Origin of the sequence: Renibacterium salmoninarum ATCC 33209 (assembly GCF_000018885.1) — a bacterium.
Lineage (GTDB): Bacteria > Actinomycetota > Actinomycetes > Actinomycetales > Micrococcaceae > Renibacterium > Renibacterium salmoninarum.
Window position 1 is genome coordinate 769,116 of the sequence record NC_010168.1, and the last position, 15,637, is coordinate 784,752.

Below are 15,637 nucleotides of genomic sequence, written 5' to 3' on the forward strand. Positions count from 1 at the left end.
CCGATTGACTTTGTGGTAACGTTACCATTCGTGAACAGAAAGACAAGCCCCACGATCAAATCGGTTGCCACGCTCGCTGGCGTGAGCCCGATGACCGCCTCTCGGGTGATTTCTGGCAGTGCTACCGTGAGTCCAGCGGCCGCCCAGAAAGTGCTTGCAGCCGCGGAACAACTGGGCTATCGCCGGAATGAGCAAGCTAGAGCGCTGCGCCCGGGCCAGAGCTCCGGCCTGATCGGCATTGCCATCACAAATATCGCCAATGCCTACTATGCGGATTTCGTCCTAGGGGCCGAAAGCGTGGCCAATGAGCACGGTAGAAGGATTTTGCTCGGCAGTAGCCGGGGTGAGCCGGAACGGGAAAAGCAACTGCTCGCAGATTTTGAAGGCCGCCAAGTTGAAGGGTTGATCTTGGTTCCCACCGATCAAGCGCCAAGCCCTGGGCCGCTTTCGGCGCCACGGGTATTAGCGTCGCGAACTCGGGCGGGCGGGAACGAAAGCGCTGTTTTGGTTGACGACGTCGGCGGCGCTCGCCAGGTGGTCACTGGACTGATCGACGCGGGTTGCCGCAGCGTTGGCTTTGTCGGCTCAACCTCAATGTTTACGGGCCGACGCCGGCACAGCGGATACCTGCAAGCGTTGGCTGAGCGCGGTCTAGTCGCGCGCGCCGAGCATCAATTGCTTGACGGCAACGCAGCTCAGCCGATCGAAGAAACGATTGCGGCCCTGCAAGCTCTGATGGCATCGCCGGAGCCGCCGCAGGCCTTGTTTTGTGCAAACAACGTATTCACTTCCGCGGCTTTACTGGCGATCCATCGAAATGCCGAGCAGAAAAACGCCGGCCGAGCGCCGCGGATGCTTGGTGGCTTCGATGCCCTCGCTTTGGCCGAGTTGAGCCCAGTGCCATTGCTATTGGCTGAGCACGATGGCCGTGAATTGGGCCGGCGCTCCGCGGTGAAACTCTTCGAAGCGTTGGCGCCGACTAAGCCGGAAGCCTCCGAGCAGCCTTCACCTGAAGCTGGTGCAGATGAGGTGCCGGTGTCCCTGAAATGGTTTGGAAAACCATGAGCAGCTCGGAAACGGTCAGCGCCGCATTAGCTTGGTCGGTGCTTTGTCTCGACTTTGGCGGCACCACGATCAAAGTGGCCCTCGCGCGCAATGGCGAGCTATTGGCCAGCACTGAAATTGGTGCGGTGCGCGAAATCGCCGAACTCACTGTGGTCGCTAAGCTTGCCGATGATTTGCTCCGCAGCGTGCAGCTGGACCGGGTTGCCGCCCTCGGAATGGCGCTGCCCGGCATCGTCGAACGAAACAGCGGGCTGTTACTTAGCGCCGCTGGAAAGTACGACTTTGCCGCGAATTTTAGCCTGCGAGATTGGGCCGAACAGCAATTTTGCGCTCCGGTCGCGATCGAGTTGGATTCCCGTGCCGCACTTGTCGGTGAGCTGGAATATGGCGCACTCCGCGGCGAAAAGGACGCTGCGTTATTGGTTCTTGGCACGGGGATTGGCGCCGCGGTGATGCTCGACGGCGTGGTGCTTCAAGGCAGTTCGGGCCATGCCGGGGTGCTGGGCGGTCATCTGCCCGTTGACGCTCGGGGTGAGCCTTGCCGTTGCGGTTCGTACGGCTGCGCCGAATCGGCAGGAAGTGGCTGGGATTTAGCGTCCTGGCCGCATCCGGCAGCGCCACTTGACTTGATTAGTTTGCTCCAGCTCATGGACGACGGCGATCTGCTGGCCGGGCGCTATTGGGACCGGCTGGTATCGGCATGGGCGCTGGCCGCGGTCGGACTGATTCAGAGTTTTGATCCAGCGGTTCTGGTCGTCAGTGGTGGCATGTTGCGGGCTGCTGATCGAATTCTGCCAGCGCTTCAGGAACAGATTGCGCCGCGGTTGTGGCCCAGCCTGAAAATGCCTGAGATCCGAGTTGCGAAGCAGCCAGAATTTTCGGTGCTACGCGGCCTAAATGTCCTAGCGGAGTTGAAAATAGCATGAGCCGAGTCCCAAATTACGACAGATTCCCTTCGATCCGGGTGCCCGGTGAGCATCTCGTGGCCGATGGTGCCGAGATTGCTAAGGCACTCGATGCTGCCGCGCGGGCCAAGGCGCTAAGTACTAGTACCTCTAGCGCTAACGACATGCAGCCGCTGCTTATCATCGATAGCTACCCTGGCGTTGAGCTCGATGAGCTGTTGCCCTGGGGTTCCGCACAGCTGCCGGAGTACGAAGTCATTGACCTTGAAAGTTCCGCAGCCCGCTCGGAACATGAGCTCGCTGAGCGCTTTGCGCCCTTTCTGACCGATGATCGTGTCTTCGGCGTGATGGGCCATTTCAGTATCGAATCCGTGTACCTAAGGTCCGCACTGACGCAACTCCAAAGCAAGCTGGCCAGTCGGGTTCGACCAACCGTCGTCGTTGGTTGGGGCGCGGCGCTGTGTGCCGATGCCGCGGCGGTGCTAGTTCTAGCCGATCTGCCCCGTTGGGAAATTCAACAGCGACAGCGTCGGGGTGCGAGCAATTGGCGGGCGGCTGCGGAGCCGGACAATCTCAAGAAATTCAAGCGCGGCTATTTCATTGAATGGCGCATTGCCGATCGGCACAAAAACGAAACAGTGATACCGGCCGCTGATTTCCTACTAGATACCGTGCGTGGTGTAAGTAATGCGTTATTGACCAGCGGAGCCGCCCTGCGAGCAGGGTTGCAGGCAGCAGTGCATCGGCCCTTCCGAGTGGTGCCATTTTTTGACCCGGGAGTTTGGGGCGGCCAATGGATGAAAGACACCTTTGGTCTAGCTTCAGATGCTGAAAACTATGCCTGGTGCTTTGACTGTGTGCCCGAGGAAAACAGCCTGCTTTTGGAAGTGCACAGCCTGGATGGCGCGGTGGCGAAGATCGAAATTCCGGCCCAGAATCTGGTTTTGCAACATCCCAGTGAACTATTGGGGGCGCTGACGCGCAGCCGCTTTGGTGCCGAGTTCCCGATCCGCTTCGACATGCTGGACACTATGGGCGGTGGCAATCTTTCCCTTCAAGTGCATCCGCTCACGGAGTACATCAATTCCCGTTTCGGTATGAGATATACCCAGGATGAAAGTTACTACTTGCTCGACGCGGAACCGGACGCCGTCGTCTATTTGGGCCTAACCGACTCCAGTATCCCGGCGGCTATGGCTACCGATTTGCGCGCGGCTCAAGCCGGGGAAGCGGAGTTTCCCGCGGCAAAACATGTGAATACTTTTCCGGCTCGCAAACACGACCATTTTTCGATTCCGGCCGGCACGGTGCACTGCTCCGGCGCCGGTTCAATGGTGCTTGAGATTTCTGCGACCCCGTACATCTTCACCTTCAAAATGTGGGATTGGGGCCGCCTTGGCCTGGACGGGCTTCCCCATCCGATCCACCTGGACCACGCATTGGCCAATCTGCAGTGGGATCGGCGCTCGGAGTGGACTCAGCAACATTTGGTCAACCAGGTCCAAGCTGTGGGTTCTGGTGCTGGCTGGGCAGCTGAAAGGACTGGCCTGGCGGAACTGGAATTTATTGAGGTAGTTCGTCATTGGTTCAGCGCCCCCGTACAGCACGACACTCGGGGGACTGTGCACGTGCTGAATCTGGTTGAGGGCGAGTCGGCCTTGGTGGAAAGCCCTAGTGGGGCCTTGCACCGTTTGAGGTGCATTATGCGGAGACGTTCATTGTGCCAGCGGTCGTGGGGCGCTATCAGATCAGCCCACTAGTACCTAATAAAGATGGTTGCTGTGCGACGGTAAAGGCATGGGTTCGAGGCACCGAAAGACCTTGGAGGCTTGCACGCGATAAGGATTGCGTAAAGGGTTCACAGCGAAGCGTAAAGGTCTTGTAAAGACCGGGTCTTATCGCGGAAACAAGGCGTTGCATAGAACTGCCGCCCCATTGGGCGGCGCACGTTTTCCGTGAAAGGACAGGACATGTCTGACGTAATCGTCGTCGTGATTTTCCTTGCTGCTGCCGCCGCCGTGATGTGGCTGGCGAAAGGGGTGGCCAAGCTCTAATGCCCGCCGTATCCGCATTGTTTGTTTGGGTGCCACTAGCAATCCTTGGATTAGCTCTGTGTGGTTACCTCATTGCTGCCCTGATTCGACCGGAGAAGTGGTAGCCCGATGACCTTTTCACTCGCATCTTTTCTGACTCAAGCGGCAATCCTGTTGCTGCTGCTCGCCGTGACGCACAAGCCCTTGGGTCTTTATATGGCCAGGGTTTTTGAGAGCAAAAAGAACTATCTGCCAGAACGGATCTTTTACCGGATCGCAGGGGTCGACGCCGGTACGGACCAGAAGTGGTCAACTTACCTACGCAGCGTGCTCGCCTTTTCCGTGGTCGGCATCCTCATTTGTCTTTCTCTTGCAGCGGTTGCAAGGATGGGGTGCGGGTCAAGGCGATCCGGTAGACCCATGGGTTGCCATGAATACCGCAATTTCCTTTGTCACCAACACCAACTGGCAAACCTATGCACCGGAAACTACGGTTGGCATCCTGGTCCAGATGCTGCTGCTAGCGGTGCAGAATTTCCTATCAGACGCTGTTGGTATTGTCGTGGCGATTGCGCTTGTTCGGGGGATCAAGCGCAGTAAGACCGATGAAATTGGCAACTTCTGGGTTGACCTGTCCCGGGCGGCATTCCGAATCTTGCTACCAATTGCCATTATTGGCGCGATAGTCTTCATCGCCACTGGAATTGTGCAGAACTTCAGCGGTACCTCGGTAACTAACGCGGCCCTTGGCGTGCAACAGCAAATCCCCGGTGGCCCGGTCGCCTCACAAGAGGCAATCAAGCTGCTGGGCACAAACGGTGGTGGCTACTTCAACGCCAACTCAGCGCACCCGTTTGAGAATCCGAACGCCTATTCCAATCTTTTCTCGGTCTTCCTGATCCTGGTCATCCCGTTCTCCCTGCCGTATACCTACGGTCGGATGGTCGGGCAGTAACGCCAGGGCTACACGATCTTGACTGTGATGGGCGGCCTTTGGGCGATCAGCACCGGGCTGATGGCCTGGGCGATGGCGGCGGCCAGCGCTTTGGGCTCCCTGGGTGAGGGCTTCGAACAGCGGTTTGGCCCGGCAGCCAGTTCACTTTTCGCCTCAGCAACTACGCTGACTTCCACCGGCGCGGTTGACGTTGCGCATGATTCCTTGCCGCCACTAGCTGGCGGCATGGCGCTGCTGAACATGATGCTGGGCGAAATTGCACCTGGCGGTGTGGGATCTGGGCTTTACGGCATGCTCGTACTGGCCATCATCTCGGTTTTTATCGCCGGGCTCATGGTTGGCCGTACGCCGGAGTTCATGGGCAAAAAAATCACTGCCAAAGCAGATGAAACTTGCCGCGATGTACATTCTGGTGACGCCAACTCTGGTGCTGGTATTCACCGGTATCACCATGCTGATTCCAGATCAGCTGGCGAATGCGCCGGCTAGCGGTCCGCACCAGTTCTCCGAAGTGCTGTACGCCTTCACCTCGGCGGCCAATAACAATGGTTCCGCCTTCGGTGGCATTACCAGTTCCGGGCCTTACTTTGCCACGCTGTTAGGCCTAGCAATGTTTTTGGGGCGATTCATTCCGATCGTCCTGGTACTGGCGCTCGCCGGCTCCTTAGCAAAGCAAAAAGTGGTGCCGGCGTCCTCCGGAACCGCGCCAACCCATGGGCCGCTTTTCGCCACGCTCTTGCTGGGTATCTCCGTGGTGCTCACCGCTTTGACCTACTTCCCGGCCCTCGCTTTGGGCCCGCTTGCCGAAGGCCTAGTGAAATGAAAACTGTGAAATGACAACAACTCTTACCCCAGCAGAAGCGTCTGAATCTGCTGCTCCTCATCGTGTGAAGGCACCTGCGAAACTTTCAGCAAGCGCCGTGAAATCGGCGTTACCGCTGGCATTCAAGAAGCTGTCACTGCGCCAAATGGTGCACTCACCGGTGATGTTCACGGTGCTGCTCGGCGCTGCGGTATGTACCGTAGTTGCGGTGCTGGCACCCAGTGATTTTAGTATCGCGGTGACCATCTGGCTTTGGCTCACAGTGCTCTTTGGCACCTTGTCAGAAGCGATTGCCGAAGGCCGCGGAAAGGCGCAGGCCGCGAGTTTGCGTGCTGGCCGAACGTCTGTGATGGCGCGGCAAGTTAAACTTGAAGCCGGTCGGGCTCCGGCCACAATGGCCGACTTGGCGCGAGCCGAGTTCGTGCAGGTGGCAGCGACCGACCTGACCGTGGGCGACGTCGTCGTCTGTTCTGCTGGGGACACTATCCCGTCAGACGGCGAGATTATCGCTGGGGTGGCCAGTGTGGACGAGTCCACGATCACTGGTGAATCCGCACCAGTTATCCGCGAATCCGGTGGCGACCGTAGCTCGGTCACCGGCGGTACGAAGGTGCTCTCCGACCAGATCCTGATCAAGATCACCGCCTCTCCCGGCCAAACCTTCATCGACCGGATGATCCGGTTGGTCGAGGGCACAACCCGGCAAAAGACGCCGAATTAAATCGCGCTGAATGTGTTGCTGGTTTCATTGACCATCGTGTTTGTGATCGTGGTGATGGCACTGGCACCGATGGCTTCGCTGGCCAACGCTGTGCCATCACCGATCATTTTGGTCGCGTTGCTGGTTTGTCTCATTCCCACCACGATTGGCGCCCTGGTGCCAGCCATTGGCATCGCTGGAATGGATCGTTTGGTGCAGCACAATGTGTTGGCTACCTCGGGCCGTGCGGTAGAAACCGCTGGTGACGTGGATACTTTGCTGCTTGATAAGACCGACACCATTACCTTTGGTAATCGTCGGGCCGTGGGTTTCTACCCCGTACCGGGTGTGAGTGCCGAAGAGCTGGTGAGCGCAGTACGGCTCTCCTCGCTTGCCGATGAGACTCCGGAAGGTCGCTCGATCGTTGAGCTGGCCGCACAACGTGGCGTCAACGAGCCAACGCTGGAATTCCTAGAGTCGCGGGCCAGGGTGGGTAGCTTGGACTTGCTGGCGGTTGAATTCACTGCGAGTACCCGGATGAGTGGTCTCGATTTGGTGGAAGACGGAAACCGCCGCGAGATCCGCAAGGGCGCCGCCTCCGCCGTCGAACGGTACGTTGCCGAAGCTGGCAATAAACTGCCCGAAGCTGCTGCGGCGCAAGTGCAGCGGATCGCTGAATCTGGCGGCACGCCGCTGATTGTGGCGGATAATGGCAAGGCGCTGGGCGTCATTGAACTGGCTGATGTGGTAAAATGCGGCATGCGCGAACGCTTCGAACAGCTACGCACCATGGGCATTCGGACCATCATGATCACCGGCGACAATAAGGTGACTGCTGCGGCAATTGCTGCCGAAGCTGGCGTTGACGACTTTGTGGCTGAGGCGACTCCGGAGGACAAGCTCGCGGTGATCAAGCGTGAGCAAGAAGCCGGGCACTTGGTGGCAATGACGGGGGACGGCACGAATGATGCCCATGCCCTCGCGGCGGCCGACGTCGGCGTGGCAATGAACTCCGGTACTCCGGCTGCCAAAGAGGCAGCCAATATGGTGGACTTGGATTCGGATCCAACTAAGTTGATCGACATCGTTGGCATTGGTAAGCAGCTGCTCATCACTCGTGGTTCGCTGACAACCTTCTCGGTGGAAAATGATGTGGCCAAGTACTTTGCGATTGTGCCGGCTTTGTTTGCCGCCGCGTTCCCTGGGCTGGGCCTGCTGAACATCATGGGCCTGTCCTCCCCGAACTCGGCGATTCTTTCCGCAGTGATTTTCAATGCTTTGATCATCATCTTGGTGCCGCTGGCCTTGAAAGGCGTCAAGTACCGCGCGGTGACCGCTGGCCAAGCGCTGGCTCGGAACCTGCTGATTTACGGCGTCGGCGGCTTGCGCACCGTTTATTGGCATCAAAATCATCGATCTGCTCATCTCACTCATTCCGGGGCTGAATTAATATGAATACCTTCACCTCTTATTTGCGCCAATTCGGTACCGCATTTCGGCTGTTAATTGCTGCCACGGTGGTCCTGGGATTGGGCTATCCGGCTGTGGTTTGGGGGATTGGCCAACTGGCATTCCCCAATCAAGCAAACGGTTCCATCGTCTCGGTCAATGGCCAACAAGCGGCGAGCTCGTTGATCGCCCAGTCGCCAAAAGATGGTTTAGGGCCGGAATGGTTTCACCCGCGGCCTTCAGCAGTGAATTGGGACCCGGCGTCGTCCAGAGCTAGCAACTTGGGTCCAAACGATCCGAAATTGGCCGAATCAATTGAGACATTGCGCGCGCAAATTGCCGAGGATGAGAACGTTTCGGAATCGAAGGTGCCGATGGATGCGCTAACCGCTTCCGGTTCCGGGCTCGATCCGCAGATTTCGCTGGCTTATGCACAATTACAGATTCCGCGAATTGCTGACAAGACCGGGCTTTCGGAGACTGCCTTGCAAGATTTGGTCAGCAAGAACACGACTTCTGAGCTGGAATCATTACTCGGTCAGCAATCAGTCAACGTGACAAAACTGAACATCGACCTAGCCGCAGCCGTCAAAAAATAGCCCACGTCCTTTCGCCCCTCCCCGTCGAGTGTCGAGTTGTGGCTAATTTGCACCGTTCAAACCAGCCACAACTCGACACTCGACGGAGGGTGGCGGGGCATAACGACGGCGGAAAAGGCGGGAATAGGTGAAGATGGGATCATGGCAAGAGGCACACTGCGGATTCTTCTCGGCGCGGCACCGGGAGTGGGCAAGACTTTCGCGATGCTCGAAGAGGCCCATCTCAAGATTGGCCAAGGCGTGGATACCGTGGTCGCCATCGCATTGCACCACGGCAGGAAAGACACCCAGGCATTGTTGGCCGGGCTAGAAGTTATCCCCACCAAACAAGTCGAGTACCGAGGTTCACACTTCGAAGAAATGGACGTCGACGCCGTATTAGAGCGAGCTCCGCAGCTGGCCTTAGTGGACGAGTATGCGCACACCGTGGTGAGCGAGCACGGAACCAAAGCTTCCAGGAAACGTTGGGAAGACGTCGAGCTGCTTTTGGACGCCGGAATTGACGTCATCTCCACACTGAACATTCAACACTTAGCTTCGCTTGGCGACGTCGTGAGCCAGATTACTGAAACAAAACAGGGTGAAACCGTCCCCGACGACATTGTTCGTCGCGCAGATCAGATCGAACTCATCGACATCTCGCCGGAACTGCTTCGTCAGCGACTCAGCGCTGGCAACATTTATTCGGCGGACAAAGTTGACGCTGCCCTGGCCAGCTATTTCCGGATGGGCAATCTCTCAGCGCTGCGCGAACTCGCTTTGCTTTGGCTCGCTGATCAAGTTGAAGATGGGCTCTCCGCCTACCGAGCTGACCACAGCATTGAAGCGAGCTGGCCCACCAGAGAGCGGGTAGTAGTCGGGCTCACGGGTGGGCCGGAGGGCGAAGTGCTCATTCGGCGGGCGGCCCGGATTCTGGCCAGAGTTTCCGGCGGTGAATTGTTGGGCGTGCATGTCAGAGCGTCCGACGGCGTGCTGGCGGAGTCGCCGCGCGAACTTGAGACACAGCGACAGCTGCTCAAGGATCTAGGCGGCAGCTATCACAGCGTCACTGGCGAAGACCAAGCACAGGCATTGCTTGACTTTGCGCGCAGAGTCAACGCGACCCAGCTGGTGGTGGGAACTTCTCGACGTCGGCCGCTCGCCAGGCTGGTCCGGGGTGCTGGCGTAGGCAGCAAAGTGGTACGCGGCTCGGGCGATATTGACGTGCATATGGTCTCGCACCCACTGGGCGGACGAGGCGTTGTCTTCCGCAAAGCCGGTGCGCTAGGCCGACGTCGGTTGATGCTTGGCTTCGCGCTGGCGATTGTGATTCCGGTGATCCTCGAATGGGCCTTAGTGCAATGGGTGCCGGATAGTTTCACCACCGAAACATTGATCCAGCTGACCGGTTGCGTCGTGGTGGCCGTGATCGGCGGACTGTGGCCCGCGCTATTAGCCGCGGTTTTTAGCTCGCTACTGCTGAATTTCTTCACTGCTGCCCCGATAGGCACACTGACCATTGCCGATCCAGAAAACCTTTTGGCGCTCATTATTTTCTTGATCGTTTCAGCCGTGGTCGCGGTAGTGGTTGACTTGGCTACTAGGCGGACCAGGGATGCCTTGCGGGCAGGTGCAGAAGCTGCCACGCTAAGCGAACTTGCGCGCGGTGCGGTAGCGGGTGAGGACTCATTACAGACGTTTTTGGACCAAGGGCGCGAGGCTTTTCGTGTTGATTCGGTGAGTTTACTGCTCAAGGACCCGATGACCACCAGCACCCCGGTCTGGCGCTTCGAAGCAGCTTCCGGCTTGAACCCGCCGGACAATCCGGAAACTTCAGACAACATCGAAGAGGTCCAAAACGAGCTAGTTCTGGCGTTGAACGGTCGGGTGCTGAACGTCTCTGACCGACGCCTACTTGCGGCCTTTGGTGCGCATCTATTGGCGTTACGGCAGCGCATTCAGCTCGACGCGAGCCGGCGCGATAATGTTCGTTTGGCCGAGGGCAACACCATGCGCACCTCAATTTTGCGAGCTGTTTCGCACGATCTGCGCACGCCACTTGCCGCGATTAAACTTTCCGTGAGTAGCTTGCGTCAAGACGGGGTGCGCTTTCCGCCCGAGGATGAAGCTGAGCTGCTGGCATCGGTCGAGACCTCGGCAGATCGTTTAGATGCCTTAGTGGGCAACTTACTGGATATGTCCCGAATTTCCTCCGATGCGGTTAACCCGTTGCTGGGGCCGGTTCGCTGGACCGATGCGATCGACGCCGCGCTGCAAGGCTTGCCTGAAGAGCAACTTCGGCTTGAGCTGCCGGCCAATATGCCTGCCATAGAAGCGGATCCGGGCATGTTGGAGCGGGTAATTGCCAATGTGGTGGAGAACGCGCTGAAGTATGCGCCAAACTCGGATTTGGTATTGCTCGGAACGGTTTCCGGCACACCGACAATTGCCGGGCAGCCGGCAAGTGAATTACGAATTGTGGACCATGGCCGCGGCGTCGCAGCCAAAGATGTGGTGGCAATGTTCCGGCCATTTCAAAGGCTCGACGACGTGCCGGACGGTTCCGGCGTCGGCTTAGGGCTAGCGGTGGCCAAAGGATTTACCGAGGCAATGGGCGGTGTGCTGACGGCGGAACAAACCCCCGGTGGCGGACTCACCATGGTGATGCGGTTACCGTTGAGTTCCGGCGCAGCAGAGGCCGTCAGGGCCACTCAGGTAGAAAGAAGCGTCAAATGACCACCGTGCTCGTAGTAGATGATGAACCGCAGATCCTGCGTGCACTGCAAATCAACCTGCATGCACACGGGTACACGGTGCACACCTCCGCAAATGGCACTGATGCCTTGGCCAGCGCCGCCGCGCACCCGCCGGACGTCGTCGTCCTTGATTTTGGCTTGCCGGATATTGATGGGCTTGAGGTGATCGCTGGGCTTCGTGGTTGGACCGCGGTGCCGATTATTGTGCTTTCTGCTCGGCATGCTTCCGAGGAAAAGGTAGCAGCGCTGGACGCCGGTGCAGACGACTATGTGACCAAGCCCTTTGGCTTGGACGAATTCTTGGCCCGCCTGCGGGCCGCGCAGCGTCGGGCAGAACAGGATACCGACGCCGGTGCCTCACCAACCGTGGCGACCGAAGATTTTGTGGTGGATTTGCAGGCGAAGAAAGTGCTTCGTGCTGGCCAACGGGTGCGGCTGACGCCGACCGAGTGGTCGATTCTGGAATTATTGGCGCGAAACTCCGGTCGATTGGTGTCTCAACAACAACTGCTCACTCAGGTTTGGGGACCGGCCTATGCAAAAGAAACTCAATACCTCAGGGTCTACATGGGTCAGCTGCGACGAAAGTTGGAGCCGGACCCGGCTAACCCGCGGCACCTGATCGCCGAAGCCGGTATGGGGTATCGCTTCGAGCCGTAGCCCGTTCTGAGTCGCCCCGGATGCATTTTCAGCTTTAGGTTGGTCTTCTAACGTGTTGGTGGGCCAACCCAAAGCTGAAAATGCATCCGAAAGCCGATGCCTGCCTGGTTGCCAGTTTGCCTGGTTGCTAGCGGAGCAGCGCGTCGATAATATCGGAGCCTAACCGGGCAGTGACCAGCACATCAACCTGATATTTTACGTAACGGCCTTCCCGCTTTGTGAACACCAAACCGGCATCTTTCAGAACTGCCAATTGCCGGGAAACCTCCGGTGCACTGAGCCGCCAGGTTTCGGCCAGCTCAATGGTGGTTAGCGGACTGCGCAGTAAGCTGCGGATAAGGCGGAGCCGCACGGGGTGATCTAGGGCGTGGATTTTGTCTTGGAGCGAATCGAGACCTTTGGCGTTAGGACTTGCTAGCCCTTCTGCCGGGTATTGAATGACCGGCCGCCAACCGGGTGCGTGCACCACCAATAAATGCGGGTGTCCGAAGGCGCTAGGTAAAAATGTCACCCCTTTGCCGACCGCCGAAGTGCCTTTGTCTTGCAGCTTATCCACCACAATGCGTTGGCCCGAACTGTCCAGTGTCACAGCGTCCGAAATAGCTCCGAGCGCACTAGATAGTCCGTTGTTGACCAGAAGATCATGCTTATGCCGAGCGTCTTGATGCAGGCTGCCCACCACTTGTTGCCAGGCATCGGCGAAAAAGACGCTTCGCAATCTTCCAGCAATTGACGCACCCAAGGCAGAACGGCTGCGGGGTTCGCGAGCACAAAATCGACAAATTCGAGTTGTCGCTGACCGCGAACGGTTGCCCGCTCCCGAGCGATCCTCCTGGCATTTTCATCTACCAGCGGCGACTTCAAGTTTTCTAGCAAGGGAACCACCCCGCTGCTGCTGGTGATCAGGGCCGCATTGACCCACGTTTCATCGCTCAAGCAGTCCAACGCATCGAGTTCATCAGCTAGCGATGCGCCGGGATTCGAGGGCAAGAGCATGTCCGCTCGCGACGTTCGCCATAAGAAATCGGCAGTCAGCATCCGATCCATCAGATCCGGTTCGATCAGCTCAATGCTGCGCCGAATCCAATCCTGTTGCGGGGCATGGTGAGCCGGTTCTACTAACAAATGTAGGGCTGATCCGAGTTCGGCCAACGGTGAGGGGGCGAAGAGGAAGCCTTCATTGGCGACGCCGGCGACGTCGATGGTTACGCTCATGTGATCATTCTGGTCCCGCTGCAACCGATAAGCACGTCAATTGACAACTTTTGCTAATCCATGTGCTTTGTACTGCTGCCAACACGATGGTTGATCTCATGCAAACCTAAACCAGCCCCATGGCACCAGTTTCCAAGCCAGAATCAGCCAAGTTGTCTCCGTTAGGGTTGCTGCGCGCGGCTGGCGCTACGCCGTCGCGATTTTGGGGTCCGCACTTGGCAGCGGTCTATTGCGACCATTCCTCTTGCTTTACGCGGCGGGCATCAGCCAACTGTCGATTGAAGTCGCCGGGCTGGCGCGATCTGCCGGCTTTATTGTGGGTCTTGCGGTTGTGCCGCGGGCTGGGCGCTGGGTGGACACCGGCGCTAGAACTCGGCCGATGATGGCGACCCTGCTCATTAGAGCGCTGGGCATGGCATCTTTGTTGCTCATCCCGGGCCCGGCTGGTTTTGTGATTACTTGTGTGTTGCAGGGCATTGGCAATCAAGCGGGTCCAGTGACACAGGGGGCCGTGGTGAGCAGCTTGAGCCGTGGTTTTGAACGGGATGCGGTGCTCGCTTCGATTCGTTCATTGGGCAATGCTGGGCTAGGTGCTGGGGCCCTGCTCGCAACCGTGGCAGCGGCCGCTGGCGGACTGGGTATGCAGTGGCTCGCGGCGGCAACCGGAGTGGCGTATCTGATTTCGCTTTTGTTGATCTCGACCGTAGCAATCCCGGCCGTCGATCTGGCAGCCAGCTCGCGCCGTCGGCATTTGGGTCCTTTGGACGAGGCAGACAAGCCGGCAATGCGGCAATTAAACCTCCTGAATGTGGCAAATCTTCCCTACGCTTTGTGCTTCGACATCCTAGAGGTCGCGTTGCCAGCGATTTTGGTGACCCAATTACTTGCCTCGGCGTCCTGGGCGTCTGGGATTTTTGTGGGAAATACCGTGCTAGTGATTGTGCTGCAGCTGCCCGTAGTGATTTGGATGGCCAGGCGCCAACGAAAAACGGTTTTCGCCCTGGCTGGTTTGGTCTTGAGTGTTTCGTATCTGGGATTCTTTGCGGCCGGGTCATTGGGCGGAAATGCTGGCGCGGCCGGTTTGGCTGCGGTCTCTGTGCTCTACACCTTGGGTGAAATTATGTATACCGGGGTCAATTCCGCATTGGTTATTGACGTCGCTCCGCCGCACCTGCTGGGCCGAGCCTTGGCTCGCTGGCAGCTTTCGGCCGGCTTCGGCAAAGCCGTAGCGCCATTTATCATCACGGTATTAATTGGCATCGGAACGGGCTGGCTTTGGCTGGTTTTGATTGCCGGCACTCTTGTTGGTGCAGTGTTGATCTATTTCTTGGCACCGTGTGACGCGCAACTTCGCAGCGTGGGATTGGCAGTTCGCAGCAACGACACGTCTAACAACAAAGCGGCCGACCGGCTTCGCAAAGCGCTGCGGCAACGCGAGCGCGAAATACTGCTGGCGGATTACGGCGCTATGGGAATGATCTGCCATTGCCGCGATGTTGCAAAGGACAGCAGAACTTGGTACTCAGAAAGGCGGCCAGCAATGGAGAATATTGTGAACTACGACGTCGAGGTCTTGCGGTTGAATGCCTTTGCCGCAAGTGCTGGCGGAGGCAATCCTGCTGGAGTCGTCTTGGACGCAAGCCAGTTATCCGCTGATCAAATGCAGGCGATGGCAAAACAGCTCGGCTACGCAGAATCAGCATTCGTCACCCAGATACCTCAGCCACCAACGGAGCTCACACCAGGCAGTGTCGGCATCAGGTACTTCAGCCCCTACGCCGGGGTACCTTTTTGCGGGCATGCAACGGTGGCGACGGCGGTAGCGCTCGCCGAGCGGTACGGCGTCGGCAGCTATCTTTTTGACACCAAGTCGGGCGAGATCAAGTTGGAAACGTCGCAGCACGGTGACTCGATCACAGCGTCCTTCACCAGCGTTGAGCCTAAGGGGACGGAGATTTCCGCTGAAGTATTGGCAACGCTACTTGAGCTACTAGGGCTGACGGCTGCCGATCTGCGCGTAGACTATCCGCCTCGGATTGCCTACGCCGGGAACCCGCATCCAGTCCTGGTAATTTCGGAAGATCTAATCTTTGACAGTTTTGAATTTGATCCGGCATTGATTCGGCAGCTCATGGACCAGCAGGGTTGGCCAGGCACTATTACGGTGCTCCGTCTGCTCAACGCGCAGACGTTTGAAGCGCGAAATCTTTTCCCGGTGGGAGTGATCACGGAGGACCCAGCAACCGGCTCGGCGGCGGCATCGGTTGGTGCCTATCTGCGCGCCCTTGGCTTGGTGCAGACGCCCACGCAAGTACAAATCCAGCAGGGCAGACATGTTGGCAGGCCCAGTATTCTTGAAGTAGACATCCCAGAGCATGGTGGAATTACGGTCACTGGTTCGGCCACGCAGCTCTAGCCGAAGTCGGTTCCAAGGTCTACGCTCTAGACCGTTCAGGCTTTTACATGGCTCGGAAAGTACTAGGCGGAAAGTAAACAGT

The 15,637-nt window shown here is 58.0% G+C and carries 9 protein-coding genes and 3 pseudogenes; 10 read left to right on the forward strand and 2 right to left on the reverse strand.

What is annotated here, in order from left to right:
* Positions 1 to 30 precede the first annotated feature (30 nt).
* The 9 genes and pseudogenes from RSAL33209_RS03900 to RSAL33209_RS03935 all read left to right on the forward strand — a co-directional run bounded on the left by RSAL33209_RS03900 (position 31) and on the right by RSAL33209_RS03935 (position 11,924).
* Positions 31 to 1,065: a LacI family DNA-binding transcriptional regulator gene (locus RSAL33209_RS03900; protein ID WP_041684411.1), complete on the forward strand. Its 1,035-nt coding sequence runs from the start codon at positions 31 to 33 to the stop codon at positions 1,063 to 1,065.
* Positions 1,062 to 1,991, forward strand: a complete 930-nt coding sequence (locus tag RSAL33209_RS03905; protein WP_041684413.1) for an ROK family protein — start codon at positions 1,062 to 1,064, stop codon at positions 1,989 to 1,991. Before RSAL33209_RS03900 ends, RSAL33209_RS03905 begins: the two co-directional genes overlap by 4 nt.
* On the forward strand, positions 1,988 to 3,730 hold the full coding sequence (locus RSAL33209_RS03910; protein WP_012244346.1) for a class I mannose-6-phosphate isomerase: 1,743 nt from the start codon (positions 1,988 to 1,990) through the stop codon (positions 3,728 to 3,730). Before RSAL33209_RS03905 ends, RSAL33209_RS03910 begins: the two co-directional genes overlap by 4 nt.
* Before the next feature lie 293 nt (positions 3,731 to 4,023).
* Positions 4,024 to 4,128, forward strand: a complete 105-nt coding sequence (kdpF, locus tag RSAL33209_RS16875; RefSeq protein ID WP_080503756.1) for a K(+)-transporting ATPase subunit F — start codon at positions 4,024 to 4,026, stop codon at positions 4,126 to 4,128.
* Positions 4,129 to 4,132: 4 nt separating this feature from the next.
* Positions 4,133 to 5,781 (forward strand): annotated as a pseudogene (gene kdpA, locus RSAL33209_RS03915) (potassium-transporting ATPase subunit KdpA).
* 10 nt (positions 5,782 to 5,791) lie between these two features.
* A pseudogene (gene kdpB, locus RSAL33209_RS03920) lies at positions 5,792 to 7,931 on the forward strand (potassium-transporting ATPase subunit KdpB).
* Between the two features lies 1 nt (position 7,932).
* Positions 7,933 to 8,529: a potassium-transporting ATPase subunit KdpC gene (gene kdpC, locus RSAL33209_RS03925; RefSeq protein ID WP_012244353.1), complete on the forward strand. Its 597-nt coding sequence runs from the start codon at positions 7,933 to 7,935 to the stop codon at positions 8,527 to 8,529.
* 141 nt (positions 8,530 to 8,670) lie between these two features.
* Positions 8,671 to 11,244 carry a DUF4118 domain-containing protein gene (locus RSAL33209_RS03930; protein ID WP_041684415.1) on the forward strand — a complete coding sequence of 858 codons (2,574 nt, stop codon included), beginning with the start codon at positions 8,671 to 8,673 and terminating at the stop codon, positions 11,242 to 11,244.
* The gene (locus RSAL33209_RS03935) at positions 11,241 to 11,924 is read left to right on the forward strand and encodes a response regulator (protein WP_012244355.1); all 684 of its coding nucleotides are present in this window, start codon (positions 11,241 to 11,243) and stop codon (positions 11,922 to 11,924) included. Before RSAL33209_RS03930 ends, RSAL33209_RS03935 begins: the two co-directional genes overlap by 4 nt.
* Positions 11,925 to 12,051: 127 nt before the next feature.
* On the opposite strand, the gene RSAL33209_RS19945 is transcribed toward RSAL33209_RS03935, so the two are convergent.
* Both RSAL33209_RS19945 and RSAL33209_RS18025 read right to left on the reverse strand, forming a co-directional pair.
* The gene (locus tag RSAL33209_RS19945) at positions 12,052 to 12,393 is read right to left on the reverse strand and encodes an ArsR/SmtB family transcription factor (RefSeq protein ID WP_411740993.1); all 342 of its coding nucleotides are present in this window, start codon (positions 12,391 to 12,393) and stop codon (positions 12,052 to 12,054) included.
* Positions 12,394 to 12,405: 12 nt separating this feature from the next.
* Positions 12,406 to 13,139, reverse strand: a pseudogene (locus tag RSAL33209_RS18025) (DUF5937 family protein); the annotation flags it as partial.
* 202 nt (positions 13,140 to 13,341) lie between these two features.
* On the opposite strand from RSAL33209_RS18025, the gene RSAL33209_RS19525 reads away from it, so the two are divergent.
* Positions 13,342 to 15,555 (forward strand): PhzF family phenazine biosynthesis isomerase, encoded by a 2,214-nt coding sequence (locus tag RSAL33209_RS19525; protein WP_012244357.1) that lies wholly within the window; start codon positions 13,342 to 13,344, stop codon positions 15,553 to 15,555.
* The last annotated feature ends 82 nt before the right edge of the window (positions 15,556 to 15,637 follow it).